General features: G+C 45.9%; 24 protein-coding genes and 1 other RNA gene. 12 read left to right on the top strand and 13 right to left on the bottom strand.

Annotated elements, in window-relative coordinates; all coding sequences use genetic code 11:
- Nucleotides 1-35 precede the first annotated feature (35 nt).
- The 4 genes from clpX (at nt 36) to KO533_RS03530 (ending at nt 6,429) form a co-directional block, all read left to right on the top strand.
- Nucleotides 36-1,316, top strand: coding sequence for an ATP-dependent protease ATP-binding subunit ClpX (gene clpX / locus KO533_RS03545; RefSeq protein ID WP_028760467.1), 1,281 nt, complete (start codon nt 36-38; stop codon nt 1,314-1,316).
- Nucleotides 1,317-1,448: 132 nt separating this feature from the next.
- Complete coding sequence (lon, locus tag KO533_RS03540) at nt 1,449-3,806, top strand: endopeptidase La (protein WP_105252934.1); 2,358 nt, start codon at nt 1,449-1,451, stop codon at nt 3,804-3,806.
- A gap of 259 nt (nt 3,807-4,065) precedes the next feature.
- Nucleotides 4,066-4,338, top strand: a complete 273-nt coding sequence (hupB, locus tag KO533_RS03535; RefSeq protein WP_006081127.1) for a nucleoid-associated protein HU-beta — start codon at nt 4,066-4,068, stop codon at nt 4,336-4,338.
- Between the two features lie 225 nt (nt 4,339-4,563).
- Entirely contained in the window at nt 4,564-6,429 is a 1,866-nt protein-coding gene (locus KO533_RS03530) for a SurA N-terminal domain-containing protein (RefSeq protein ID WP_219252884.1), read from the top strand.
- Between the two features lie 194 nt (nt 6,430-6,623).
- On the opposite strand, the gene KO533_RS03525 is transcribed toward KO533_RS03530, so the two are convergent.
- The 8 genes from KO533_RS03525 to pspF form a co-directional block, all read right to left on the bottom strand.
- Entirely contained in the window at nt 6,624-6,836 is a 213-nt protein-coding gene (locus tag KO533_RS03525) for a molybdopterin-binding protein (protein ID WP_006085368.1), read from the bottom strand.
- Between the two features lie 138 nt (nt 6,837-6,974).
- Complete coding sequence (fabV, locus tag KO533_RS03520) at nt 6,975-8,177, bottom strand: enoyl-ACP reductase FabV (RefSeq protein ID WP_219252882.1); 1,203 nt, start codon at nt 8,175-8,177, stop codon at nt 6,975-6,977.
- A 105-nt stretch (nt 8,178-8,282) separates the two neighbouring features.
- Nucleotides 8,283-9,068 (bottom strand): ATP-binding cassette domain-containing protein, encoded by a 786-nt coding sequence (locus tag KO533_RS03515; RefSeq protein WP_219252880.1) that lies wholly within the window; start codon nt 9,066-9,068, stop codon nt 8,283-8,285.
- Complete coding sequence (locus KO533_RS03510) at nt 9,049-10,056, bottom strand: oligopeptide/dipeptide ABC transporter ATP-binding protein (RefSeq protein WP_028760462.1); 1,008 nt, start codon at nt 10,054-10,056, stop codon at nt 9,049-9,051. Before KO533_RS03510 ends, KO533_RS03515 begins: the two co-directional genes overlap by 20 nt.
- A 3-nt stretch (nt 10,057-10,059) precedes the next feature.
- A complete protein-coding gene (locus KO533_RS03505) occupies nt 10,060-10,950 on the bottom strand; it encodes an ABC transporter permease subunit (protein WP_006081133.1) in 891 nt (296 codons plus the stop codon).
- Nucleotides 10,937-11,968: an ABC transporter permease gene (locus tag KO533_RS03500; protein WP_113938850.1), complete on the bottom strand. Its 1,032-nt coding sequence runs from the start codon at nt 11,966-11,968 to the stop codon at nt 10,937-10,939. The genes KO533_RS03505 and KO533_RS03500 overlap by 14 nt, the downstream gene beginning before the upstream one ends.
- Complete coding sequence (locus KO533_RS03495; protein ID WP_219252878.1) at nt 11,968-13,593, bottom strand: ABC transporter substrate-binding protein; 1,626 nt, start codon at nt 13,591-13,593, stop codon at nt 11,968-11,970. Before KO533_RS03495 ends, KO533_RS03500 begins: the two co-directional genes overlap by 1 nt.
- Before the next feature lie 69 nt (nt 13,594-13,662).
- Entirely contained in the window at nt 13,663-14,754 is a 1,092-nt protein-coding gene (gene pspF / locus KO533_RS03490) for a phage shock protein operon transcriptional activator (RefSeq protein WP_219252876.1), read from the bottom strand.
- Between the two features lie 177 nt (nt 14,755-14,931).
- Between pspF and pspA the strand changes: the two genes are divergently transcribed.
- The 8 genes from pspA to ffs all read left to right on the top strand — a co-directional run bounded on the left by pspA (nt 14,932) and on the right by ffs (nt 21,517).
- Nucleotides 14,932-15,615 (top strand): phage shock protein PspA, encoded by a 684-nt coding sequence (gene pspA, locus KO533_RS03485; protein WP_028760458.1) that lies wholly within the window; start codon nt 14,932-14,934, stop codon nt 15,613-15,615.
- Nucleotides 15,616-15,632: 17 nt separating this feature from the next.
- Nucleotides 15,633-15,872 (top strand): envelope stress response membrane protein PspB, encoded by a 240-nt coding sequence (gene pspB / locus KO533_RS03480; protein WP_006081138.1) that lies wholly within the window; start codon nt 15,633-15,635, stop codon nt 15,870-15,872.
- Nucleotides 15,859-16,245, top strand: a complete 387-nt coding sequence (pspC, locus tag KO533_RS03475; RefSeq protein ID WP_028760457.1) for an envelope stress response membrane protein PspC — start codon at nt 15,859-15,861, stop codon at nt 16,243-16,245. Before pspB ends, pspC begins: the two co-directional genes overlap by 14 nt.
- 113 nt (nt 16,246-16,358) lie before the next feature.
- A complete protein-coding gene (locus KO533_RS03470) occupies nt 16,359-17,819 on the top strand; it encodes a YcjX family protein (protein ID WP_219252874.1) in 1,461 nt (486 codons plus the stop codon).
- A complete protein-coding gene (locus KO533_RS03465; protein WP_219252872.1) occupies nt 17,816-19,036 on the top strand; it encodes a TIGR01620 family protein in 1,221 nt (406 codons plus the stop codon). Before KO533_RS03470 ends, KO533_RS03465 begins: the two co-directional genes overlap by 4 nt.
- 341 nt (nt 19,037-19,377) lie before the next feature.
- On the top strand, nt 19,378-20,571 hold the full coding sequence (megL, locus tag KO533_RS03460) for a methionine gamma-lyase (protein ID WP_219252870.1): 1,194 nt from the start codon (nt 19,378-19,380) through the stop codon (nt 20,569-20,571).
- Between the two features lie 226 nt (nt 20,572-20,797).
- Nucleotides 20,798-21,160 (top strand): ComEA family DNA-binding protein, encoded by a 363-nt coding sequence (locus tag KO533_RS03455; RefSeq protein WP_105252925.1) that lies wholly within the window; start codon nt 20,798-20,800, stop codon nt 21,158-21,160.
- Nucleotides 21,161-21,419: 259 nt separating this feature from the next.
- Nucleotides 21,420-21,517: signal recognition particle sRNA small type (ffs, locus tag KO533_RS03450), an RNA gene on the top strand.
- A 218-nt stretch (nt 21,518-21,735) separates the two neighbouring features.
- On the opposite strand, the gene KO533_RS03445 is transcribed toward ffs, so the two are convergent.
- Genes KO533_RS03445 through KO533_RS03425 form a run of 5 tightly spaced genes read right to left on the bottom strand, consistent with a single transcriptional unit; the run spans nt 21,736 to nt 25,129 of the window.
- Entirely contained in the window at nt 21,736-22,026 is a 291-nt protein-coding gene (locus tag KO533_RS03445) for a late competence development ComFB family protein (RefSeq protein WP_028760452.1), read from the bottom strand.
- 33 nt (nt 22,027-22,059) lie between these two features.
- Nucleotides 22,060-22,968 (bottom strand): histone deacetylase, encoded by a 909-nt coding sequence (locus KO533_RS03440; protein WP_219252868.1) that lies wholly within the window; start codon nt 22,966-22,968, stop codon nt 22,060-22,062.
- Between the two features lie 29 nt (nt 22,969-22,997).
- Nucleotides 22,998-23,687 (bottom strand): DUF2057 domain-containing protein, encoded by a 690-nt coding sequence (locus KO533_RS03435; RefSeq protein WP_028760450.1) that lies wholly within the window; start codon nt 23,685-23,687, stop codon nt 22,998-23,000.
- Between the two features lie 9 nt (nt 23,688-23,696).
- Nucleotides 23,697-24,359, bottom strand: coding sequence for a primosomal replication protein (locus tag KO533_RS03430; RefSeq protein ID WP_105253146.1), 663 nt, complete (start codon nt 24,357-24,359; stop codon nt 23,697-23,699).
- The gene (locus KO533_RS03425) at nt 24,356-25,129 is read right to left on the bottom strand and encodes a TSUP family transporter (RefSeq protein ID WP_198572204.1); all 774 of its coding nucleotides are present in this window, start codon (nt 25,127-25,129) and stop codon (nt 24,356-24,358) included. Before KO533_RS03425 ends, KO533_RS03430 begins: the two co-directional genes overlap by 4 nt.

Below are 25,129 nucleotides of genomic sequence, written 5' to 3'. Positions count from 1 at the left end.
ACAGGCAGTAGAGCAGACTGCAAATGAGGTAATTAATGGGCGACAACAAAAATAATGGTGACAGCGGTAAATTGCTGTACTGCTCTTTTTGCGGAAAGAGCCAGCATGAAGTCAGAAAACTCATTGCTGGCCCATCAGTGTATGTATGCGACGAATGTGTTGAGTTATGTAACGACATCATTCGCGAAGAGATTAAAGAAATCTCTCCAAAGCGTGATAGCGATAAATTACCGACACCACATGAGTTGCGTGCACATTTAGACGATTATGTTATTGGCCAAGACAGAGCGAAAAAAGTGCTTTCTGTGGCAGTGTATAACCACTATAAGCGTTTAAAAAATGCATCGCCTAAAGATGGTATCGAGCTGGGCAAGAGTAATATTTTGCTTATCGGTCCAACGGGTAGCGGTAAAACCCTACTGGCTGAAACCCTTGCGCGCTCACTCAATGTGCCTTTCACAATGGCAGATGCTACTACGCTGACTGAAGCGGGTTATGTGGGTGAAGACGTTGAAAACATCATTCAAAAGTTGCTGCAAAAGTGCGACTACGATGTTGAGAAAGCGCAGCGTGGTATCGTTTATATCGATGAAATCGATAAAATTAGCCGTAAGTCAGACAATCCATCAATCACCCGTGACGTATCGGGTGAGGGTGTACAGCAAGCGCTGCTTAAGCTGATTGAAGGTACTGTTGCCGCGGTTCCACCACAAGGTGGCCGTAAGCATCCACAGCAAGAATTCTTACAAGTCGATACTTCTAAGATCCTGTTTATCTGTGGTGGAGCGTTTGCAGGGCTTGAGAAAGTGATTGAGCAACGTGCGCACGTTGGCTCGGGTATCGGTTTTGGTGCTCAGGTAAAAGGCGAGAAAGAGAAGGCGACGATCTCTGAAACATTATCGCAAGTAGAACCTGGCGATTTAGTCAAATACGGTTTAATCCCTGAGTTTATTGGTCGTCTACCAGTGGTTGCGACTCTGACTGAGCTGGATGAAGAAGCTTTAGTACAAATTCTATCTCAACCTAAAAATGCCCTAACTAAGCAATACAGTGCGTTATTTGAGATGGAAGGGGTTGAGCTTGAGTTCCGCGAAGATGCGCTTAAAGCGATTGCTCACAAAGCCATGTCTCGCAAGACAGGTGCCCGTGGCCTACGCTCCATCGTTGAAAGTATTCTGCTGGATACTATGTACGATATCCCATCCGTTGACGGTGTGGTGAAGGCCGTTGTGGATGAATCAGTAGTGAAAGGGGAATCTGCCCCAATCTTGATTTACGAGCACAATGAGGCCCAAGTGGCATCAGGCGAACAATAATTGTACTGATCGCTAATAAACTGAAAAACAAGGAGTCCAATGGACTCCTTTTTTCGTATTAGCCATTGAAACTCCATAAAGCGTCCCAATATACTCCAGTATTAATCCATTTCACCAAAACGGAATCGAACTATGACCCAAGAGCGTGAAGCGCATATCGAACTCCCCGTGCTGCCACTGCGAGATGTGGTGGTCTATCCCCATATGGTAATTCCGTTATTTGTCGGACGAGAAAAATCTATTCGATGTCTCGAAACGGCAATGGCGCAGGATAAGCAAATTATTTTAGTGGCGCAGCGTGATGCCGAGCTCGATGAACCATCAAAAGATGACATCTTCGAAGTGGGTACGGTTGCCTCTATTTTACAGTTACTTAAGCTGCCAGACGGTACAGTCAAAGTGCTGGTTGAAGGCGGTCGTCGCGCCCGTATTACCCGTTATACCCAAGAAACAGAATTTTTTGTGGCTAAGGCTGAGTATCTGGAATCAGAACCGCTGGAAGACAAAGAAGAAGAAGTGTTAGTGCGCAGTGCTATTGGTCAGTTTGAAGGTTATATCAAGCTGAACAAAAAGATCCCGCCAGAAGTCTTGACCTCTTTATCGGGTATCGATGAAGCGGCGCGTCTGGCCGATACTATGGCCGCACACATGCCTCTTAAGCTTGAAGATAAGCAATCTGTGCTTGAGATGGTCAACGTCGGCGAACGTCTGGAATATCTAATGGCGATGATGGAATCGGAGATCGACCTATTACAGGTTGAGAAACGTATCCGGACTCGCGTTAAAAAACAGATGGAAAAGAGTCAGCGTGAGTACTATCTGAACGAACAGATGAAAGCCATCCAGAAAGAACTGGGTGACCTAGATGAAGGCCATGACGAATTTGAAGCCTTAAATCGTAAGATTGAAGAGGCTAACATGCCCGCTGAGGCGAAAGAGAAAGCCCTCGCCGAGCTTAACAAGTTACGCATGATGTCACCAATGTCGGCTGAAGCGACGGTTGTTCGCAGTTATGTCGATTGGATGACAGCGGTGCCTTGGAGCCAGCGCTCTAAAATCAAACGTGATTTAGCCAAAGCCCAAGAAGTACTCGACACCGATCATTTTGGTCTTGAAAAAGTCAAAGAACGTATCTTGGAATATTTGGCAGTCCAAAGCCGAGTGCGTCAGCTTAAAGGGCCAATCCTGTGTTTAGTGGGGCCACCAGGTGTGGGTAAAACCTCGCTAGGTCAATCGATCGCTAAGGCCACCGGTCGTAAGTATGTGCGTGTTGCTCTCGGTGGCGTGCGTGATGAAGCGGAAATCCGTGGTCATCGCCGTACTTACATTGGGTCTATGCCGGGTAAAGTCATTCAAAAGATGGCTAAAGTCGGCGTGAAAAACCCGTTATTCTTGCTTGATGAAATCGACAAGATGAGTTCTGATATGCGCGGCGATCCGGCTTCTGCTTTATTAGAAGTGTTAGATCCTGAGCAAAATGCGACCTTTAACGATCATTACCTCGAAGTCGATTATGACCTATCCGATGTGATGTTTGTCGCTACTTCAAACTCCATGGATATTCCTGGGCCACTACTTGACCGTATGGAAGTCATTCGTTTATCGGGTTACACCGAAGACGAGAAACTGAATATTGCTAAGCAACATTTGCTGAATAAGCAAATCGAGCGCAATGGTTTAAAAGCCACTGAAATTAAAGTAGATGATAGTGCTATCGTTGGCATTATCCGTTATTACACCCGTGAAGCGGGTGTGCGTTCACTCGAGCGTGAATTGTCTAAGATTTGCCGTAAAGTCGTGAAAATGATTTTGCTCGATAAGTCGGTAAAGTCTGTGACTGTCAACCAAGAGAATCTTAAGTCTTTCCTTGGCGTGCAGCGCTTTGATTACGGCAAAGCCGAGTCTAAGAACCAAATCGGTCAAGTGACTGGCTTAGCTTGGACTCAGGTGGGCGGTGACTTACTGACGATTGAAGCAACCTCAGTGCCAGGTAAAGGGAAGTTAACCTATACCGGTTCCCTTGGCGACGTGATGCAAGAGTCGATTCAAGCAGCGATGACAGTTGTTCGCGCCCGTGCGGAACAATTAGGTATTAATGCGGATTTCTACGAGAAGCGTGATATCCACGTGCATGTGCCAGAAGGTGCGACACCCAAAGATGGTCCATCTGCTGGTGCGGCTATGTGTACTGCGTTAGTATCAAGCTTAACGGGTAACCCCGTGCGTGCTGATGTGGCCATGACAGGTGAAATAACCTTACGTGGTGAAGTGTTACCTATCGGTGGTTTGAAAGAAAAACTGCTAGCAGCACACCGCGGCGGCATAAAATTGGTGCTTATTCCAAAAGAAAATGAGCGCGATTTGGAAGAAATTCCTGCCAATGTGATTGCCGATTTAGAAATTCGTCCCGTGCGTTGGGTCGATGAAGTGTTAAAACTGGCCCTAGAAAGACCAGTTGAAGGCTTCGAAGTGGTTAAAAACTTGGCATAACGCAAGAAATTGCGCTATCGCGTTAAAAAAAATGAAAAAAGGGGCTTAACAAAGCGCAGACCTGTGGTAGCCTAGGTCTGTGGAGAGCCAGCTGCTCCAAGCCCTTGGCGCAACTGGCTTTGAGCTGTATCCAGTTTTAATTCTTTGGTTTTCGAACTCAGCTTGAACTTTGAATTCAAGCTTGTTATAAAAGCCTCCGCAGACCGCTCTAGAGACGGATTTGGTTGCGGCGCAAAAAAATTACATTCAAGGGGATGACATGAACAAATCTGAACTAATCGAGAAAATCGCATCTGGTGCTGACATTTCTAAAGCCGCTGCTGGCCGAGCACTGGATTCTTTTATCGCTGCTGTGACCGAAGGTCTGAAAGAAGGTGATAAAATTTCTCTTGTTGGTTTTGGTACTTTTGAAGTGCGTGAACGCGCTGAGCGTACTGGTCGCAACCCACAAACGGGTGAAGAAATCAAAATCGCAGCAGCTAAAATTCCTGCATTCAAAGCTGGTAAAGCACTGAAAGACGCTGTTAATTAATCATTAATATCGTAGCCTTTGTAAGGCGTTCGTAATGACAAGCACTGTTTATCAGTGCTTTTTACGAATTGAAAGTAATGGAATATGAAGCTTAATTTCTACCATTACTCGGGGTTTTAGAATTTACCAGTGGTAGCGTCTGAATATTCCCCATAAATTACAGAAAGGCGCATCTCAACCTGATGCGCCTTTTTATTTTGTTAATCGCAACAAGCGAGAAATCTGATGTTAGAAAAGATCCGCGATGGTTCGCAAGGCGTGATTGCTAAAGGCATTCTCGTTCTTGTGATTTTATCTTTTGCATTTGCAGGAGTCAGTAGTTACTTAGGTTCAACAACTGATGTTCCTGCGGCAGAAGTGAACGGTGACAAGATCACTAAAGCCGAGCTAGAGCAGGCGTACCAGAGCGAGCGCTCTCGCATGGAGCAACAGCTAGGTGAAATGTTTGCTGCGTTATCTGCTGACGAAAAATACTTACAAAGCATTAAGCAGAGCGTATTAGAACGCTTAGTGGCTGACAAGTTGATAGATCAAGCTGCTAAGGCTATGGGTCTACGTGTATCTGACGAGCAAATTGTTGCTGCAATGAGAGCTGAACCGGCATTTCAAACTGATGGCAAATTTGATAACGATCGTTATCAGGCGATTCTGCGTCAGTTAGGTTATCAGCCACAGACTTTCAGAGACATGATGCGTGTCGATATGACCCGTCGTCAGTTAACTGCAGCCCTTGTGGGTACTGAATTCGTGTTAGCTGGCGAAGCTAAGCAATTGGCTGAGTTACAAGGCCAAACCCGTGATGTGCGCTATGTTATTGTCGATTCTGCACCATTCTTAGCGACAGCGGTTGTGACTGACGAGCAAGTGAAAAACTATTATGACGCAAACCAAGGGCAGTTTATGAGCCCAGAGATGGTGAGCTTAGAATATGTTGAACTGAATGCTGCTGATTTTGCTAAAAATAATCCAGTTTCTGATGAAGAAGCACAAACGTATTACGAAGAACATAAAGCACAATATGTTTCTAACGAGAAGCGTCTTGCCGCGCATATTTTGGTTATGCCAGGTAACGATGAAGCGGCAGCAAAAGCCAAGGCTGAAGATCTCGCTAAGCAATTAGATAGCGGTGCCGATTTTGCTGATCTGGCTAAAGCTAACTCTGATGATACTTTGAGTGCAGAGCAGGGCGGTAAACTGGATTGGTTTGAACCTGGTGTAATGGACCCCGCATTTGATGCCGCTTTATTTGCATTAAATAAAGGCCAACATTCTGCGGTGGTTAAAACAGACTTTGGTTTCCACATTATCAAGCTATTAGATGTGCAATCTGGCGCGACTGTACCGTTTGCTGATGTGAAAGCTAAGATAGTGGCTCAATTGCAAGATAAGAAAGCGGTTGACCAGTTCTATAGCTTACAAAGTAAATTAGCGGATACCAGCTATGAAGTGCCAGATACACTATCTGAAACCGCAAAAGCTGTTGGCGTTGATGTTAAGACTACAGCATTGTTTTCTCGCGATAATGCACCTGCTGAGCTAAACAAGCCTGACTTAGTTAAAGCAGCCTTCTCTGAAACTGTGATGCTGAAAGGTTTAAACAGTGAAGTGATTGAGCTTGAACCTAACCATGTGGTTGTTATCCGAGTGAAAGAACATCACGATGCGGGTACTTTGGCCTTAGCTGAAGTGAAAGCCAACATCACTGAGCGCTTGAAGCAAGATCAAGCAAACGAAGCCGCCCGTGCAAAAGCACAGGAACTGATGGCACAAGTTAAAGCGGGTGCAACTGATCTTGGTTTAGTGTCTAAAGCGAAACTAGGCCGTGGCGCGCAAGACGTTGATGCTGCGATTGTAGGCAAAGCGTTCCAAATGCCCACACCAAGTACAACTCCTGTTGTCGATACCGTTGGTTTAGCAAACGGTTATGCTGTGGTTGCACTGGATAAAGTCAATGCTGCAGAAGGCGTGAGTGATGAGCTAGTTAATGCACTTAAACAACGTCTGAACGCACAATACAGTGAAGCAGACTACCGTGGCTTGATCGATTCGCTTAAAGCCAATGCCAAGGTGCTTTACCCTGTAGAAGAATAATTTCAGTGAGGATAGCGAGTTATTAAATTTACTATCCGACTGATTAAATAGAAAAGGCCAAGTGAGTTCACTTGGCCTTTTTGTTTTTTTAATTCGATAAAGTTTACCAATGAAGTTCGAAAGATATCTGCTATAGCAACACTGTCAGACTCCATATTCCATTACTTCAATCGCCACGTTACTGAATTGAATGGTTAATCATCAACGCCAATCATTACGCTGCTGGCTTTGATGAGGGCATAAGCCGAATCACCCACTTTGAGCCCTAGGCGCTCACAGGAAGCTTTAGTCACCACAGAGGTCAGTACGACACCGGGTGCAAGTTCGATTGTTACTTCATTGTTTACAGCGCCCATTTCTATGGATTTGATTGTACCGCTGAGGGTGTTTCTTGCGCTAATTTTCATTGATTTTCCTTATTGAGGGATTATTAGGGGTCAACTGCAGCTAGTGTAGCGCATCTTAATCTGGGAGTTATAAATAAAAACGCCACTAAAAAGTGGCGTTTAACGTTTGTGATAAGCAGTGATTCGCTATCGAGTTGATTAGAGTTCGATAACGTCAAATTCAACGTATGGGTTAACGTCGACATCGTAATCAATGCCTTCGATACCAAAACCAAATAACTTAATAAATTCAGCTTTATATTCACGGTAATCAGTCAATTCTGATAAGTTTTCTGTGGTCACTTGTGGCCACAAATTACGGCAGTGTTGCTGAATATCTTCACGCAGTTCCCAGTCATCTAAACGTAAGCGATTATCACTGTCGGTCTCAGGTTTTGCACCATCGGCACGGAATAGACGCTCACTGAATAAGCGATAGATTTGCTCCATACAACCTTCATGGAGACCTTCCTGACGCATTTTCTTGAATACCATAGCGATATATAAAGGCATGACAGGAATGGCCGAACTCGCTTGAGTCACAACGCTTTTTAGCACTGCAACATTTGCGCTGCCGCCAGTGGCTGACAGTTGTTCATTTAACGCTTTTGCTGCGCGGTCCAGATCCATCTTGGCCTTGCCAAGGGCGCCGTGCCAGTAAATTGGCCACGTCAGTTCTGTACCTATATAGCTATAGGCTACGGTTTTGCAGTTATTGGCTAATACACCGGCTTCAGATAAGGCTTTGATCCACAGTTCCCAATCTTCGCCGCCCATAACGGTTACAGTATCAGCAATTTCTTGCTCAGTTGCTGGCTCAACGGTGGCTTCAATGATGCAGTCTTTATTGGTATCAACGGCAGTTGCTGTGTAAGTTTCGCCAATGGGTTTTAAAGCTGATCGGATAAGCTCACCTGAATCAGGGAGTTTGCGCACTGGTGATGCCAGTGAGTAAACAACCATGTCAATTTCACCAAGATCTTGCTTGATAAGCTCGATGACTTTTTGTTTAGCTTCATGGCTAAAGGCATCGCCGTTAATGCTTTTAGAATATAAACCTTCCGCTTTAGCAAATTTGTCGAAAGCGGCAGAGTTGTACCAACCTGCAGTACCCGGTTTCGCTTCAGTACCTGGCTTTTCGAAGAACACGCCAATCGTTGCAGCATCGCTACCAAAAGCGGCTGCGATACGTGAAGATAGACCATAACCACTTGATGAACCGACCACTAATACCTTTTTCGGGCCGTTAGCGATCTTGCCTTTTGCTTTAGTTAAGGTGATTTGTTCTTGAACGTTTACTTCACAACCGACAGGGTGTGTAGTGGTACAAATGAATCCACGAATTTTTGGTTTGATAATCATATTTAAGCTTCTTCTATCAAAATGACCAATAGGATAAATATTTCGGCGGGTAAATGGCACCTATTTTTAGCCAATTCACCTGATTATTTAAGTGGTTGGAGCAGTTTAGCGTTTATGAACAAACAGACTCTGCTCTTGGACCAACCTCTGGGTGTATTCATGTTTTGGTGAGTTAAATATTTGTTCTGTATCAGCTTTTTCAACCATTACACCTTTGTGCAGTACCATAATTTTATCGCTGACATGGCGAATAATATTGAGATTATGGGACACGAAGATATAAGACAAGCCGAGATCTTTTTGCAGTTTTAACAGCAAATTAAGAATTTGCGAACGCACCGAAAGGTCCAGAGCGGTTAAGGCTTCATCGGCAATGATAATTTTAGGATTGAGCATTAAGGCTCGTGCTACTGCGACTCGTTGTTTTTGCCCTTCGGAAATCATGTGCGGATAAAACTCCGCATGCTCAGGTAATAAACCTACTTTTCGTAAGGTATCGACCACTTGGGTGTGCCGCGATTGCGCTGACATTTGGGTGTTGAAACGCAGCGGCTCATCGAGTAATTGACCAATCGTTAGGCGCGGGTTCAGTGAAGTATTCGGATCTTGGAAAATCATCCGAATTAAGCGGCATCTTTGCTTCACATTGCGACTGTCTAAGGCTTCACCTTCGAAAATTATCTCACCACCGCTGCGGGGCTCTGCACCGACTAAAATGCGGGCGAGGGTACTTTTACCTGAACCCGCCTCACCCACTATCGCTAAGGTTTCACCGCGTTCGAGTTCAAAGGATACGGGCGCTAATGCATCGTTATATTGGCGGGAAAAGCCCTTATAACCAGTATCATATCTTTTATAAAGGTCATTAACTTTAAGCTGTGGGGTCGTCATTATGGGTTTCGCCGTGATAAGGGAAATGACAGGCAAAATAGCGGTCTTTGATATGACTCAAATTTGGCTGATTAACGCATTTTTTTTGTGCTTCAGGGCAGCGTGGCCCTAAACGACAACCAATTGGCAAATGCTGTAAGGCGGGCGCAGAACCCGGTAGGGTAGGCATAATCGCCTTGTGACCACCTGAGCCTGAATAGTCGGGCATATTTTCGAGTAACGCCTTAGTGTAAGGATGATAAGGCTGCTTAATCACTTCGTCCGTTGGCCCAGATTCCATGACTTGACCGCAATAGAGCACGGATAAGTGATCGCACCATTGGGCTAAGGTTTCCAGCTCGTGGCTGATCAATAGAATCGATACGTTTTGTAATTGATTTAATTGGGATAATAATCTGAAAATTTGCGCCTGAGTGCTGAGCTCCATTGAGCTTGTGGGTTCGTCTGCAATCAATAGGCGAGGCTGGTTAGCAACCGCCATCGCAATCATCACCTTTTGGCATTCGCCTTCGGATAATTCCCATGCGTAGCTAGACATCACCTGCCGCGGATTCTTGATCCCGACTTTATGCAGCCATTTCTGTGCTGTAAGTCTTGCATGCCTGCGCCGTTGCCAAAAATAGGCGCTAGGATTTTTAGGCATAGCTTGCATTAACTGACTGCCGACGGTTTGTGCTGGATCTAAGCTGCCAGACGGATCTTGGAAGATCATCGCCATGTCTGAACCCATCAGATTACGGCGCTCTTTTGAGCTCATGGCCATCAAGTTATTGCCATCCCACATCATGCGGTCTGCTGTGATAGTCCAGTTAGGGCCGGGGATGCCTAAAATTGCTCTGGCTAACAAACTTCGTCCTGAGCCAGATTCACCGACTAGCCCATGAATTTCGCCCGCATTGAGCGTTAAGCTGACTTTTTCTAGCGCCCGCACTCTACCGTGGGGCGTATCGAGTTCAATCGTTAGATTTCGTACGTCGAGTAAAGGCATAAGTTAGTTTCTGATGGGCGCAAGCGCCGACCGTAGGCCATCGCCAACCAAGTTAATGGAAAGCACACTGAAAAGAATCGCTAAGCCTGGGATAGTTACGGCCCAAGGCGCAGTTAGTAAATTATCCATCCCTTGGGCAACCATAGCGCCCCATTCTGGACTCGGCGCCTGTGCGCCCAAGCTTAAAAAACCGAGGGCAGCGATGTCTAAAATAGCAGCTGAAATGGCAAGTGTGGTTTGAATTATCACCACTTCCCAGACGTTTGGCATAATGACGTACCAAAAAATTTGCATCGAGTTCGCACCGTCTAAACGTGCGGCTGTGACATATTCTTTTTGTAATTCTTCATGCACTGACTGGTGTATGGAGCGCACAAATTGTGGGGTTAAGGCAATCCCGACCGCCCAGAACACGTTTTCAAGCCCTGGTCCCATTACAGCAACCACTAAAATGGCCATTAACAATGAAGGAATCGATAACAGCGCATCGAGCAAATGACCGAGAATACTGGATTTTAAGCCCCGCATCATGCCCGACAACGACCCTATGATAAAGCCTGTGAATAATGCGGTAACGACGATCAGCAGCGCCATGCCAAAGGTCAAGTGCGCGCCGTGTAATAATCGGCTAAAAATATCGCGGCCGAGATCGTCAGTCCCTAAAAAGTGCGCCACTGTCCCTGAAGGGTCCCAAGAGGGGGGCAACAGCAAGGCTCTTGGATCTTGTGCCTCTGGCGGAAAGGGCGCAATCATAGGGCCAAACAGGGTTAGCAAGAGCAGAAATGCAATCGTCCACAGACCCGCTAAGGCGAAAGGATTAGCCGAAAAGTTAAGCCAAACCCGCATAGTCGGGGAGGCAATTTGATCTTCTTGATAAATTTTAACTGGTGGCATAAAGGTCTTTTCTGCTCAGTGGATTAAAGGCTGTGTGCAGCACTTCAATCAAGATACTTAGGAAGATAATCAATAGGGCCACGGCTAAAATCCCACCTTGGATAACAGTATAGTCCCGTTGGTAAATCCCTGAAACTAGCCAAGATCCTACACCAGGCCAAGAGAAAATCATTTCAACCACTATGGCATAACTGGCAAATGAGCCAAGCATTAGCCCTAAATGTTTAAGTACGGGGATTAACGCATTGGGCAAGGCGTGGCGCAGTATAATCGTGCCAGTATGCATGCCTCTGGCTTCGGCGGCGCGGATAAAGGTTTGATTCATCACATTCACCATTGCCGAACGGGTGCTACGAACCACTACAGTAAAAGGTAACACGGCCAGTGTTGTGGCAGGCAAAATGATATGCAGCAGGGCATCTTTAAATGCCGACATGCCGTATTCAGACTCTGACAACAAGGTATCCACTAGCATAAAGCCAGTGACGGGCTTGATTTCATAGAGCAAATTGATTTGTCCCGAAATTGGTAACCAACCAAGATCGACGCCAAACCAAAGCGAAAGATAAAGGCCTAACCAGAATACGGGTACAGAGTAGCCCGTTAGGGTAATCGCCATAATGGTATTTTGGGTGAGCTTATGTTGACTCTGGGAGGCGAGCACGCCCAAGGGCACGCCCAAGCAAATTGCGATAATGCCCGCCATCACAGCAAGTTCGAAGGAGGCGGGCAGGACGGCACTGAGTTCTTCGGCGACTTCTTGATGTGACGTGACTGAAATCCCTAAATTACCGCTAAGCCTTTGTTGTAGGTAAGCGATAAATTGCCACGCTTGGTTTTTATCTAATTTGTAGTCTTGTTCTATTTGAACCAGTTGGCTCGCCGTCGGTGTATGTATGCCAGTGAGTGCATAGGTGCGCTCAACTGGAAACAAGCCTGTAGCGTAAAATAATACACCAATCATCACTAAAGAGGTGGCGAGGAACAGATTGAGGCGACGCAGTAGGTATGTAAACATTAATTCGCCTCCTGTGGTGCTTGGCTAGTATGGGTGAAGGAAATCCCACCAAAAGGCGTAAGCTGCATATCCTTGATATCACTGCGAGTTAATGCCACACGTTTGGCATGGGCCAGACTCAGCATAGGTACTTGTTCAGCTAAAAAGGCTTCTGCTTGTTGATAAATCACTTTACGTTCCGCTTGATCTGATACTTCCCTTGCGCTGTTTAAGATGGCATCAAACTCAGGGTTACACCAGCGAGAACGATTGTTGTTTGATTGCATTGCTGCGCAGCTCAGCAGCGGATTAAAAAAGTTATCGGGATCGCTGTTATCAGCATTCCAGCCAATCAGCACAGAATCATAGTCGTCGCGACTGAGTCTCTGATTAAATACGCTCCAATCGTAACTGACGATATTCACTTTTACGCCGATGTTTGCTAAATCGGATTGAATTAATTCGGCCGTTTTCAACGAATTGGGGTTATAAGCGCGGGCAACCGGTATGGCCCAAATATTGATGCTGAGATTTTTTATACCAGCTTCTTTTAATAGGTCGCGTGCTTTTTGCGGATTGTAATCGACAAGTCCTTTGTTATTTTCGTAGGCCCATGATGCTGGCGGCAGAACGCCGGTGGCTTCAATGGCAGTATTTTGATAAACCGCTCGCAGGATATTTTGTTTATCAACAGCATAGGCAAGTGCACGACGTACGCGAACATCATCTAACGGTGGCTTTTGTGTATTAAAGGCCCAAAATGCTACGTTAAGCCCTGGTTGTGATTCGATGTTTAATTCTTGATGCTGTTTGATAACAGGCAGTTCACCTGCTTTGGGCAGCGCAGAAACGCTGCAATCCCCCGCGATAAGCTTAGCGAGCCTAACTGTACTTTTGGGCGTGATATCAAATACCAGCATATCGATTTTTGCTGGCTCTCCCCAAAAATCGGGATTACGGCGATAGCGGATATATTCGTTTTTAGCGTATTGCACTAAAGTGAACGGTCCTGTACCAATGGCAAAGTGGTCGACGTTTTCAGGATGACCTAAAGCTAACTGCTGCTGCGCGTATTCGTTTGATAAGATCACCGCAAAGTCGGTGGCTAAATTCGACAGAAAAGAAGCGTCTTTGCGGGTTAAGTAAAAGACCACTTCATGATCGTTTATCTTCTCTATCCCTTTAACTTGCTGAGAAAAGCCAATACTTTGGAAGAAGGGATAACCCGTGCGGGAGACAAAATGATAAGGATGCTGGGTATCGATAATACGATTAAAGGAGAACAACACATCGTCGGCATTAAAGGGGCGAGTTGGGTAAAAACGCTTTGAATGCTGGAACTGCACGTTTTCCCTGAGAGTGAAGCGATAGCTTAAGCCATCATCAGACATGGCCCAACTCGTCGCCAAGGCAGGGACAAGCTTGCCTGACTGGGTGTCATAATCCACTAGGCGACTATAAATTTGATGCGAGGTGGCATCGATTGTCGTGCCAGATGTCACCAATTGTGGATTAAAAGACTCAGGGTTCCCTTCGGAGCAATACACCAAACCAGAAGGGAGTTGTTGGGGGCCACACGCGACCAACAACCAACTCATGCAAGAAACTGCAGTTGTTAGGCACAGGCGTCTAATTAGCACACTCATTTATAAATCATTATTTTATCGACTATGAACGGCTATTTTAGCAGTGCATCTCCCCCGTGAGCAATCTGCTTATGCTTTATCAAGTAAATTGTACTTTTTAAGGATGCCACGCAGTTGGTGGTAGCTTAATCCGAGCATGTCGGCGGTTTTCTTTTGGTTATATTGGCTGTTTGAGAGTGCCTGCTGGATCAGATCCATTTCGTACTTCTCAGTTTGCTCTTTAAAATCCAGCGGAAAATTAAAGCAATTCGTTGAATACTCAGTATTGACTTGTACTTCAGCCTCAAGTATCGGCGCAGATTGTGACGTACTGGCAACAGTTGTTGGCGCGACTGAGGTGATTTGGCGTTCGCGAGTCTTGATCCGCGTTTGGGGCCGATACGGTGAAGCAAAGGGATCGAGGGTAATATGATCGATGGGTCTATTTTCACCGCCATTACGGTAAACGCTGCGCTCTACAACGTTTTTAAGTTCACGGATATTACCCGGCCAGTCGTGGGTCATTAATTGCTCGACCGCATGGGCGCTGAAACCGCTGAACAGCTGCAGCTTTAATTGGCGCGCCATGCCAACGGCGAAATATTCCGCCAGCGTCATTATGTCATCTGGGCGGCAACGCAGTGGGGGCAGAGTGATTACATCGAAGGCGAGTCTATCGAGCAAGTCGGCACGAAATTCGCCTGCGTCAGCAAGTGATGGTAAATCTTCGTTGGCGGCGCAGATTAAACGAACATCAGCCTGCACGGTTTTACTGCCGCCGACCCGCTCAAATTCGCCATATTCAATGACGCGCAGGAGCTTTTCTTGGATAAGTCCTGAGGTGTTGGCTAATTCGTCGAGGAATAAGGTGCCGCCGTCGGCGCGCTCAAAGCGGCCTTCGTGTTTGCCTTTGGCGCCAGTAAAGGCTCCTGACTCATGGCCAAATAATTCACTCTCGAGTAAATTTTCACTCAAAGATGAACAGTTTAGCTTAATAAAACTTTGATCCCAGCGCTTAGACAGATAATGTAAGCGTTCGGCAATAAGCTCTTTACCTGTACCACGTTCACCAATAATCAGTACGGGTTTAGACAGAGGCGCTATTTGCGACACATGTTCTAACACTTCGAGTAGGGCGTTGGATTGACCGATGAGGTTGTCTTGCTGAAATTTATTATCCACGATATTTTTTAGTCTTTCGCGCTAAAATTTGGTGAAAATGATAATAAGTGGCTTGAAGCGTAAAAGGAAGTAAAAGTTAATATTTTGTTTAAGTTGCTGTATTTAAATAAGAAGTAAAAGTTGGCACGGTTAGTGTATTGCCTTGTACGAGACCAACATCAATTTGAGGATAGGATTATGGGAATTTTCTCTCGTTTCGCCGATATCATTAACTCTAATATCAGCGCATTGCTGGATAAAGCCGAAGACCCAGAAAAAATGGTTCGACTGATTATCCAAGAAATGGAAGACACACTCGTTGAAGTGCGTTCTACCTCAGCTAAAGTGTTAGCTGAAAAGAAAGAGCTGCAACGTCGTATCAACCGCGTGTTAGAGCAAGTGCAAGATTGGCAAGATAAGGCTGAACTGGCACTGTCCAAAGACCGTGAAGACTTAGCGAAAGCCGCTTTAGTTGAAAAACAAAAAGCGACCGGTTTAGCAGATACGCTGAATCAAGAGTTAGCCGTCATCGATGAACATATCGCACGCTTGAAAGATGAAGTGGGCATGTTGCAAGAAAAGCTGCTCGATGCAAAAGCGCGTCAAAAGACCATTATTTTGCGCACTCAAACAGCGTCATCACGCTTAGAAGTGAAAAAGCAGCTAGATTCAAGCAAGATCGACAATGCTATGCTCAAGTTTGAGCAATATGAGCGCCGTGTCGAAGGCTTAGAAGCCCAAGTTGAATCTTACGATCTTGGCAGCAAGAAGACCTTAGCCGATGAGTTTGCGGCGCTAGAAGCGGAAGATTCTGTGAATGCAGAACTGGCAGCGCTCAAAGCCAAGGTAAAAGGTAAAGCGCCAATTAAGTCAAAAGAATAACAATTCAGAGGTGAGTTATGGATATGGACGTGCTAATGGCGCCGATTATTATTTTCATGGTGATAGTCGCGCCAATATGGTTAGTTCTTCATTATCGCAGTAAGCGACAAGTGAGCCAGGGACTCACTGAGGAAGAGTTTTCACAACTCAATGATTTGATATCCAAGGCCGATAAAATGGCGGCGCGTATCGAGACCTTAGAGGCCATTCTGGATACAGAATCGCCCGAATGGAGGGGGAAACATGAGAGGATCTAATGGCCGTACTTTGTACCGCATTCCCCAGTCAGGCAAAATAGCGGGTGTATGTGCAGGGATTGCCGAGTACTTTGCGATTGAAACTTGGTTAGTGCGAGTGCTGACTGTGTCTATCTTCTTACTCGGCGGCTCAGGTGTGGTATTTATCATCTATGTCGCTTTGTGGGTGATTTTAGACATCAAGCCGCAAAAGCATTACGATAGAGACGATATCGAGGTGAAGAAGAAGCCGTGGCAGTCGGGAGAACCCGCAAAGCAAGCGCTAAGCGACGTGAGTCGTCAATTTCGAAGTCTGGAAGTCAGGCTACAAAATTTAGAACGCCATGTCACCTCTGACAACTTTGATTTAAAAAGACAAATCAATAGTTTGTAACCCTTCTAAAGGGCGGCCATGTCCGCCCTTGTTGCTTAATCTCTGCTCCATTCCAGTGTATAGTCAACATCACTTGACATAAGTTAACATCATTCGACATAAGGGAAGTCTCTATGGGAATGCTTGATGCCTCGCTCCATAAATTAACCCAAAAGGGCCAATCCCTGTTACATCGCACCGCGGACCGGCATTTACGTTTGGCCGTGACGGGGCTTTCTGGTGCGGGAAAAACGGCGTTTATCACGGGGTTAGTCAATCAGTTACTCAATTCTGGACCTGTCTCAACCTTACCTCACGCCCGTAACAACAGCGCTTTGCCACTGTGGCAGGTGAGCCGCGATCAGCGTTTACTCGGTGTTAAGCGTGCCATGCAGCCGGATCTTGAAATCGCTAGTTTTGATTATCAAGGCGCCATGTTAGCGCTCACTTCCGAACCTGCGACTTGGCCAGCCTCTACCCGTACTATTTCTGAATTACGATTGGCTATTAAATACCAACCTAAGAAGGGCTTACTGGCCAAGTTTTCTGATACCGCCACCTTGTATTTGGATATAGTCGATTATCCTGGCGAATGGTTACTCGATTTACCTATGCTGCGCCAAGACTTTGTAACTTGGTGTCGCGCTCAACAAGTTCGCATCGAGAATCTTAAAAGCTCTCCCTTGTATGCCGAGTTTGAGCAATCTTTGACATCATTGGATTTAGCCGCGAGCGCCGATGAACAGCAATTAAAGCAGATTGCCGATCAATATCAGCTATTACTCAATGATTTAGTGCACGTGCAAGGTTATTACCAAGCGCAACCTGGACGCATGTTATTGCCGGGTGAATGGCAGGGCGCTCCCTTATTGGCTTTTTTCCCCCTGTTATTGGTTAATGATGAAAAGTTTGCTGCGCTTTCGCAAAGCGATAAACACAGTGGATTCCATGTACTGGAAAAACGCTATCAAGAATACGTGGCTAAAGTGGTTAGGCCTTTCTATAAAAACCACTTTGCCGGTTTTGATCGGCAGCTAGTACTCGTTGACTGTTTTAGTGCGTTGAATCGCGGTAAAAAGCAATTTGAGGATATGGGCGCGGCGCTCAATGCCATTATGGAAAGTTTTCAGTTTGGCCAATCGAGTTATTTACGGCGTTTATTTGCCCCCCGCATCGACCGTTTGTTGTTTGCCGCGAGCAAGGTTGACCATGTGACTCGCGATCAGCAGAGCCATGTTTTGTCCCTGCTGACCGATATGTTGAAACACAGCCAGCATTTTGCCAGTTTCGATGGTTGTAAAGTGGAGACTATGGCGATTAGCGCCATTAAAGCGACTCGCCATGGCATGGTAACGACCCAAGAGGGCGAGGTGGAAGTCGTGCAGGGGACGGGACTCAACGGTAAAGCCCTGACCTTGTTTCCCGGCGAAGTGCCCACTCGCTTACCTGAGCCCGATTTTTGGCGTGACCAAGGGTTTAACTTTGTCAGCTTTGCACCGCCGAGCAATGCCAATGTTGACCCATCTCAAGTGCACTTTGACCATATTCGCCTCGATCATTTGCTGCAGTACTTACTGGGAGATAAGTTGGAATGACGCTAAAGCTATCGGATAACGCTAACGAGCAGGCTTCTAATTCTTCTGCGAACTCATTTGCACACTCAGTTGAACATAAGCCGCTGAAAAAGCAGCAGCTGTTTGACCCAGAAGTCGTGGAGCTCAAACCCAGCAAAGAGGAGCTCAAAGGGGCGAAAGCCTTTGATCCGCATACGCCAGTGCAAGAAGTGGCTGCTGATATTGAGGAATTGATGGATGAAACGCTGTCATCCCATCCAAAAATGATCGATGCTAAATCGGTATCGCCTCAACTTGTAAAATCACGCCGTTGGTCTTGGCTCGCTCGTCTGGCAGTAGCGAGTTTATTGCTGCTCGTAGTAGTTCAAACAGGATTAGGACTGAGGGATGCTTGGCTTGAGAGCCCTTGGTTGTTCAGTTTTTATGGTGTGGTGCTTGGGGTGGTCAGTGCGTGGGCATTGGCGGGCGCAGTCAGTGAATACCGTAAGCTCAAGCGACTCAAACAGGTCGCTGATACTCAAGAAACAGGTGCAAGGCTAGCGCAGAGCATGCAAATGGGTGAAGCAGACAGCTTTATCGATAATATCGTTTGCCACTATGAAGACAGCCAAGGTTTGCAGCAACTTCGCCGTTCATTAAAAGATGAACATAATGATGCCGAGAAAGTCTTGTTATTCGAGGACTTAGTCCTAACGGAGCGAGATGAACTGGCCAAAAAAGTCGTGCGACGCTATGCGGCTGAGTCGGCAGTGTTACTGGCGGCGAGTCCGTTAGCTGTGCTCGATATGGCGATTATCCTCTGGCGTAATCAACGTATGCTGCGCGATGTCGCCCGCTGTTATGGCATTGAACTTGGTTACTGGAGCCGAATTAAACTTATCCGCAGCATTATTATTAATATCATCTACGCGGGCACCACTGAGTTAGTTACCGATTTAGGAACACAGCTGTTATCGGTTGAAATGACAGGTAAATTGTCTGCTCGCTTGGCCCAAGGCTTAGGGGGCGGCATGTTAACAGCGCGCCTTGGATATCAAGCCATGGCGCTGTGTCGGCCGATTGTGTTTAGAGAAGATCAAAGGCCTAAATTGTCTAAAGTGCATCAGGAATTGTTGATCGAACTGAAGCAGTTTTCAGGCAAGCTGTTTACCAAAGAAGGTCGCGACGCATTAAAAGGCCAGTTCGCCGATGTTGATGATAGGGTATCGCGGTCATCTAAAGATAAGTCTAAAGAGTAGATGCTATTGAATATCATATGATTAAACGATTCAAATAGCCGAAAGTAGATGCGCTAATGGACTTGTTCCTTAGCGCATTTTTTATGATTTTTGCAGATAAAGAGAATGACTAAGTGCGACGTAAAAGTGCTATGTAACAAGTTAATTACACTTTTGATCGCTGCTATTTTCGTCATGCTACTGGCTTCAGTGCTTGGCCGCGTTATGGTAGGGCTTATTCGATAGGGCTAATGTTTCATTAACTTATCTATTAGATTATCCATAATGCGGGCATTGAGCGCTCCACACCAACAATCAATCAAGAACGGGAACTGCTCAATGCCAATGACAAGGAGCTAGGTATGCAAGATGAGTCAGGCAAGATGTGGAAGGCGGCAACACATGTTATTCATGGCGGCCATGAGCGAGAGGCCTTTGGTGCCTTAGTGACGCCGCTTTACCAAAGTGCGACTTTTGTGTTTGAGTCTGCACAGCAAGGTGGTGAGCGATTTGCGGGTAATGAGTCGGGGTATATTTACACGCGCTTAGGGAATCCGACAACTGCCGAGCTTGAACGTAAAATGGCGATTTTAGAAGGGGCTGAGGCCGCAGCAGCAACTGCTTCTGGTATGGGCGCAGTATCCGCCGCATTGCTGGCTAATTTGCAGATGGGCGATCACTTAGTGGCGTCGAATGCCGTATACGGTTGTACTTATGCGCTAATGACGACTCAGTTTGCCCGCTTTGGTATTGAAGTGTCCCTAGTGGACTTTTCATCGGAAGCAGAAATAGAAGCGGCGATTAAATCCAATACTAAGGTCATTTTCTGTGAAACCCCTGTCAATCCGCATTTGCAGGTATTTGATTTAGCGTCAATTGCGAATATTGCCAAACGTCATCAGTTGGTCAGTATTGTCGATAATACCTTTATGACCCCATTACTGCAGAGGCCGCTGGATTTTGGTATTGATTTGGTGATCCACAGTGCGACTAAATATCTCAATGGTCATGGTGATGTGATTGCGGGGATAGTGTGTGGCAGTGAAGAACAGCTCCATAAAGTGAAGTATGAAATTTTAAAGGATATTGGCGCTGTGATATCGCCACATGATGCTTGGCTGATCTTACGCGGCCTTAAAACCTTAGATGTGCGTTTGCAGCGCCATTGCGATAGTGCCCAGCGCGTGGCAGAGTTTTTGGCGGAACATCCAAGCATTACACGTGTGTATTACCCCGGGCTTAAATCTCATCAAGGGCATAAATTCATTGGCCAGCAGATGAAACGTGCTGGTGGTGTTATCGCGTTTGAACTGGCGGCAAATTTAGAAGAAGCCATGGCCTTTGTCGGATATCTAAAGTTGTTCTCAATTGCGGTGAGTCTAGGTGATGCTGAATCCCTGATTCAACATCCTGCATCGATGACGCATTCACCTTATACGCCAGAGGCAAGGGCTACCGCTGGGATTGGTGATAATTTGCTGCGGATCTCTATTGGTTTAGAGGATTGTGACGACATCATCGCCGACTTGAACCAAGCGTTAGCTCGGTTAGCTTAATGAATGTTGTTATTTTAAAGACCGTTAGCTATTTGAATGGTAAAAGGATGCTTTTTGCATCTTTTTATCATAGTCAAGCACTGACTCATTGAGCCGAAGACAGAAGTTTAGCGATAGTGAATATTTATGACGCCGATTTGGTATTTCGGGACAGCTTAGACTATTTTTGATTTGAGGCCACGGAAGTAGGACGAAAGGCCGCAAATCATGGAATAGAGGAATTGTTATGAAAACCACAAATCGTATACCTGCTTTTATGAGTGCCATAGCATTAACGGCTTTTTTGGCAAGCCCAGCAATCGCAACAGAAACTCCAACCAAGGCCGCCGTGAAAGTACAGGCTAAAACTGAAGCGGGTGAAATGGCATCTGATGCGAAAAAATCTATGCCAGATGCCGCTCAAGTCAACATCAATACCGCTTCAGCCGAGCAGTTACTCGTACTCAAAGGGATTGGTGCCGCAAAGGCTCAAGCGATTGTCGACTATCGCACTAAAAATGGTAAGTTCAATGCCATAGATGACTTAGCGAATGTCTCTGGTGTTGGGGCTAAGATAATTGAGCAAAATCGCCATTTGATCAAGTTGTAACCACCTTTGGCGATGATTGCGGTGTAGCCTGCTGATTTTTATGATAAGAGATTCAGTAAAACATATATAAAAGTCTGCATTTGCAGGCTTTTATCATTTCAATCACTCCATTTGCTTATAGATTGTGCAGTTAGGTGGGATATTAAGAGATCTTATCGATTAGCGCTTGATCCCATAGGGTCCATGGGGGATAATCCTTCGCGTTCAAGCAATGCTTTGGTTTATGTCATTCAAAGTAATGTTCGAAGTTATGGTGACCCTAGGGTCCCCCCGCAATGATAACTTGTGAACTCGGCCAGGCCCGGAAGGGAGCAACCGCAGCAAGCGACTCGTGTGCCGGGGTGTCGGCTCTAGGGGAACCTCCAATTCAGCAGTCCTTCTGCTTATTTCCGTTGTGCTTCTCTATATCTACTCAATTTATGTTATTCAATATTTTAGCTTGCAGACTATTTCCGTTTTCTGCTGTTAATCATTTATAGCGTTAATATTTCTGCACAATGAGATAATCCATTGCCAGCTTCTGTTCTTGCCACTACAACGGCTAAAAATGCTCTCAACAGTAACCTTTAACTAAATCAACGATTGGCTTCGGCTTCTTCCTGTAATCTTTTTTGCAGATTTTGTTTAAGAAAAGCGCGGGACTTTTCGAGTGCGGTTTGGATCTCACGCTTTAATTCCTGTAGCTCGTTATAGTCTTCAAAGAAGTAAGTATCGACGAGGTGGCGTATGTAGCGGACTGGCAGTTGATTTAAGGTCACGCAACATAAGTCGGCGAGATAGTCCTCAGGAAGTTCGTCCATAAGTCCTTCATCTGACAATATTTCCATTAAAAGAACTTCGTAGTAATTACGGATTTCGAGTTGCATTGTTATGCTCCATGACGGTTTTCATTGAGTTTGCTACCACAAATGATTTGCCGCAATAAAAAGTTGGCTGTGTCTTTGGCTTAATTGTAGTGCGTCTCTGCTGTAGCCGCCGCCTATCACGGCTGCAATTGGAATATTTTCCGATTTTGCCATTGATAACACAGTTAAATCCCGTCTGAACAGTCCTTCTTGGCTGATATTGAGCAAGCCAAGATCGTCATTTTGATGAATATCGACCCCAGCATCATAAAGAATCAGATCTGGTTGATGGATTCGCATAAGGAGGGCGAGTGTCTGCTCCACGGTTTCAAGATATGCGCTATCGTCCGCTCCTTTGGTTAGTTCAATATCATGGTGGGAATGCTGCTTACGACTCGGGAAATTCTCTTTGCAGTGAATCGAGCAACTGATGATCCCTTGATATTGGTGGCTAAGGGTTGCACTGCCATCACCTTGATGCACATCGCAATCAAAAATCAGTACCTTGTGTACTTGCTGGCTCGCGATGGCATTTCTGGCCGCGAGGATAAGGTCGTTGAAAATACAATAGCCGCTGCCAAAATCGTAATGAGCGTGATGGTAGCCACCCGTGAGATGCAGGGCAATACCTTGATTTATGGCTAATGAAGCTGTGAGTGTGGTGCCAGCCACAGAATGCAAGGTACGCTCAACTAAGGCTTCACTCCACGGGAAACCAATCCGTCTAAGCGCCGCTGTTGGCAAGGTTCCCGCGATAAATTGCTCTACATATTCGCGTTGATGCACTTGTATTACATCTTCTGCATTCATGGCCGTTGGTGCGTGGAACTGTGCAGTCGTGGCAATGTGGTTATCGAGTAAGTACTGCCGTAAATGTGCGTATTTAGTGGTGGGAAATCTGTGATGGGGAGGAAGCGCCAGCTTGGAATAGCTGGCGTGATAAACCAGTGGGATCAGAGTCAATATTGACTAAACCTCGTTATCGCAAGTTGTTATAGCTGTGAAATTGCCCAGCTCATAAATTCTTTACGGGTTTTTTCATCCGCTTGTAGCCACCAGTATTGCAACATTTGTTGTGGGTTGGCTCCTGCTGCTTTAGAGGTGTCTACGGGGGCTGTGAGTGATGTTGCGTTAACGGTCGCCGATGTTGTCACGGGGGCTGGTGCAACAGCTACTACTGCTCCAGCGGCACCGGTTGCTGCTGCGGCAGTACCGGATACGTCAACGGCTTGATTACCACTGAAAAGGCGAGAGACGAAGCTTTCTTCTTCTAAATTGGTATTCACCACTTGGTAATTGACGCTGCCTTTGTCACTACGGGTTAATTTGACTTGTGGGTTTTGCGCGTAAACTTTAGGCTTTTTAACGACTTCACCTTCGGCCGCTTGCAGGTAATATTGATGGTCGCCATCAACATCTAAAGTAACGATGAAAGGTGCTGACTTAACAAAGGTTTGGCTGTCACTAAAATCATCCTCTACCATTTCATGATAACGAATGGCGATTTTGTGAGTGCCGGGGGCCAATTCTAAGCTGCTTTTATGGTTGAATACGCTCGACTCGACTTTTTTACCATCAAGAGCAAGATACTCAAATGACATAGGAATGTTCAGATCTGCAGCGAAGGCTGAGGCAGATCCGAGTAATACTAGCAGGCTGCTAATTGGCAAAAGTGATTTCATTGTTACTCCTTAACGGTTATTACTCTGATACGGGCGTTCGAATATTTGAATGCGATCTTCTATATAACTAATAGCTTGCCTGCATTTTCCTAGACGACGATGCATCAAAAGGATGTCATTTTGCAATTTTATTTTGTCAGCACTATGACAGTTTTCAAGTTTTGATTCCATTTCTTCAATTTTTTGTTCAAATTTTTTCGCCCAATTAAGATGTTTGTTCAATTCTTCGTAGATCTCATGACTATTTTGCATCACGTTATTGGCGATCCAATCGAAACCACTGGCTTGGTGAGACTGATTCTGGCGTTGTGCAAAACGGGCACGGCTACTGGCACGCTGCTGAGTTTTAGACTTAATGTCGATAGAAGTGGTCAGCAAGGCTCGTTTGACTGCGGTAAATCTATCTTGGATCCGCTCACAGCTCAGGGCAATGGTCTGGGGGGCGAGTTTAAGCTTAATTTGTTTTTCGAGCTGCATAATACTGCTACGAATTTGTTCAATACAGGGGCCGAGTTGGGCGCCGTGTTGGACAAACAGCGAGTGATTAAAACGCTCCGTTTCTTGCAGAAGTTTACGCTGCGGCGGCGCGAGTCGATTATCGTGTTGCAGCACTTCTTGTTCTAAGGCTTTAAGCTGATTCTTCAGCATCACCATTAATTGTTGGGTGTTCACAACCATGCGCTCCATGCCAAATTCGCTGCAATCATTAGCACGATCAAAATAAACAGTGGACGGATAAAGGGCATACCAAATTTAATCGCACAGCGGGCGCCGATAAATGAGCCTAACATCATGCACAATCCCATCCACAGACCTATTTGCCACTCTACCTGTCCAAGCCAGCCAAAGATAGTCAGTGCGGTCAAGTTGCTGGTAAAAGTCATCGCACGGGCAAGGCCACAACTGTGCAGTAAAGGCAGTTTATACAAAGAGCCAGATGTGACGGTCCAAAATGCGCCAATGCCTGGGCCTGCAAAACCATCATAAGTGCCTAAAGCCAGTCCCTGTAGCCATTGTTGCTTGGCTGGCGGCTTGCTGGTTGGTACTTGGCAGTTAACGTCTGACATCGCATTGGGACTGACTAAACTGTAAATGGCGATGCCAATGATCAGCAGCGGCAGGACTTTTTCGAGCCATTGGGTATCGACTAAATAGACTAAAAAACTGCCCAATACCGCGCCGATAAAGGTGGCGATAAAAGCCATGTACCAAAACGAGGGTTTAAAGAGATGTTTGCGATAATAGGTCCAAGCCGCCATAAAAGAGCCAAAGCTTGCGGCTAACTTATTGGTGCCTAATACGGTATGCGGCGCAATGCCTAAGGTTAACAGTGCGGGGATCGACAATAGGCCACCGCCACCCACGACGGCATCAATGAATCCAGCGATAAGACCTATGACTGCCAACAGGGCCCAATGACTGGGCTCGAGTAACAACTCCAA

It is taken from the genome of Shewanella sp. NKUCC05_KAH, from assembly GCF_019345585.1.
In the GTDB taxonomy this organism is placed as follows: domain Bacteria; phylum Pseudomonadota; class Gammaproteobacteria; order Enterobacterales; family Shewanellaceae; genus Shewanella; species Shewanella oncorhynchi.
This window is presented reverse-complemented; position numbering and strand designations above follow the sequence as displayed.

What these genes read in the sequence shown, in the direction of transcription:
- clpX (WP_028760467.1), top strand. Translation starts at nt 36, where the DNA reads ATGGGCGACAACAAAAATAATGGTGACAGCGGTAAATTGCTGTACTGC.
- lon (WP_105252934.1), top strand. Translation starts at nt 1,449, where the DNA reads ATGACCCAAGAGCGTGAAGCGCATATCGAACTCCCCGTGCTGCCACTG.
- hupB (WP_006081127.1), top strand. Translation starts at nt 4,066, where the DNA reads ATGAACAAATCTGAACTAATCGAGAAAATCGCATCTGGTGCTGACATT.
- KO533_RS03530 (WP_219252884.1), top strand. Translation starts at nt 4,564, where the DNA reads ATGTTAGAAAAGATCCGCGATGGTTCGCAAGGCGTGATTGCTAAAGGC.
- KO533_RS03525 (WP_006085368.1), bottom strand. Translation starts at nt 6,836, where the DNA reads ATGAAAATTAGCGCAAGAAACACCCTCAGCGGTACAATCAAATCCATA.
- fabV (WP_219252882.1), bottom strand. Translation starts at nt 8,177, where the DNA reads ATGATTATCAAACCAAAAATTCGTGGATTCATTTGTACCACTACACAC.
- KO533_RS03515 (WP_219252880.1), bottom strand. Translation starts at nt 9,068, where the DNA reads ATGACGACCCCACAGCTTAAAGTTAATGACCTTTATAAAAGATATGAT.
- KO533_RS03510 (WP_028760462.1), bottom strand. Translation starts at nt 10,056, where the DNA reads ATGCCTTTACTCGACGTACGAAATCTAACGATTGAACTCGATACGCCC.
- KO533_RS03505 (WP_006081133.1), bottom strand. Translation starts at nt 10,950, where the DNA reads ATGCCACCAGTTAAAATTTATCAAGAAGATCAAATTGCCTCCCCGACT.
- KO533_RS03500 (WP_113938850.1), bottom strand. Translation starts at nt 11,968, where the DNA reads ATGTTTACATACCTACTGCGTCGCCTCAATCTGTTCCTCGCCACCTCT.
- KO533_RS03495 (WP_219252878.1), bottom strand. Translation starts at nt 13,593, where the DNA reads ATGAGTGTGCTAATTAGACGCCTGTGCCTAACAACTGCAGTTTCTTGC.
- pspA (WP_028760458.1), top strand. Translation starts at nt 14,932, where the DNA reads ATGGGAATTTTCTCTCGTTTCGCCGATATCATTAACTCTAATATCAGC.
- pspB (WP_006081138.1), top strand. Translation starts at nt 15,633, where the DNA reads ATGGATATGGACGTGCTAATGGCGCCGATTATTATTTTCATGGTGATA.
- pspC (WP_028760457.1), top strand. Translation starts at nt 15,859, where the DNA reads ATGAGAGGATCTAATGGCCGTACTTTGTACCGCATTCCCCAGTCAGGC.
- KO533_RS03470 (WP_219252874.1), top strand. Translation starts at nt 16,359, where the DNA reads ATGGGAATGCTTGATGCCTCGCTCCATAAATTAACCCAAAAGGGCCAA.
- KO533_RS03465 (WP_219252872.1), top strand. Translation starts at nt 17,816, where the DNA reads ATGACGCTAAAGCTATCGGATAACGCTAACGAGCAGGCTTCTAATTCT.
- megL (WP_219252870.1), top strand. Translation starts at nt 19,378, where the DNA reads ATGCAAGATGAGTCAGGCAAGATGTGGAAGGCGGCAACACATGTTATT.
- KO533_RS03455 (WP_105252925.1), top strand. Translation starts at nt 20,798, where the DNA reads ATGAAAACCACAAATCGTATACCTGCTTTTATGAGTGCCATAGCATTA.
- KO533_RS03445 (WP_028760452.1), bottom strand. Translation starts at nt 22,026, where the DNA reads ATGCAACTCGAAATCCGTAATTACTACGAAGTTCTTTTAATGGAAATA.
- KO533_RS03435 (WP_028760450.1), bottom strand. Translation starts at nt 23,687, where the DNA reads ATGAAATCACTTTTGCCAATTAGCAGCCTGCTAGTATTACTCGGATCT.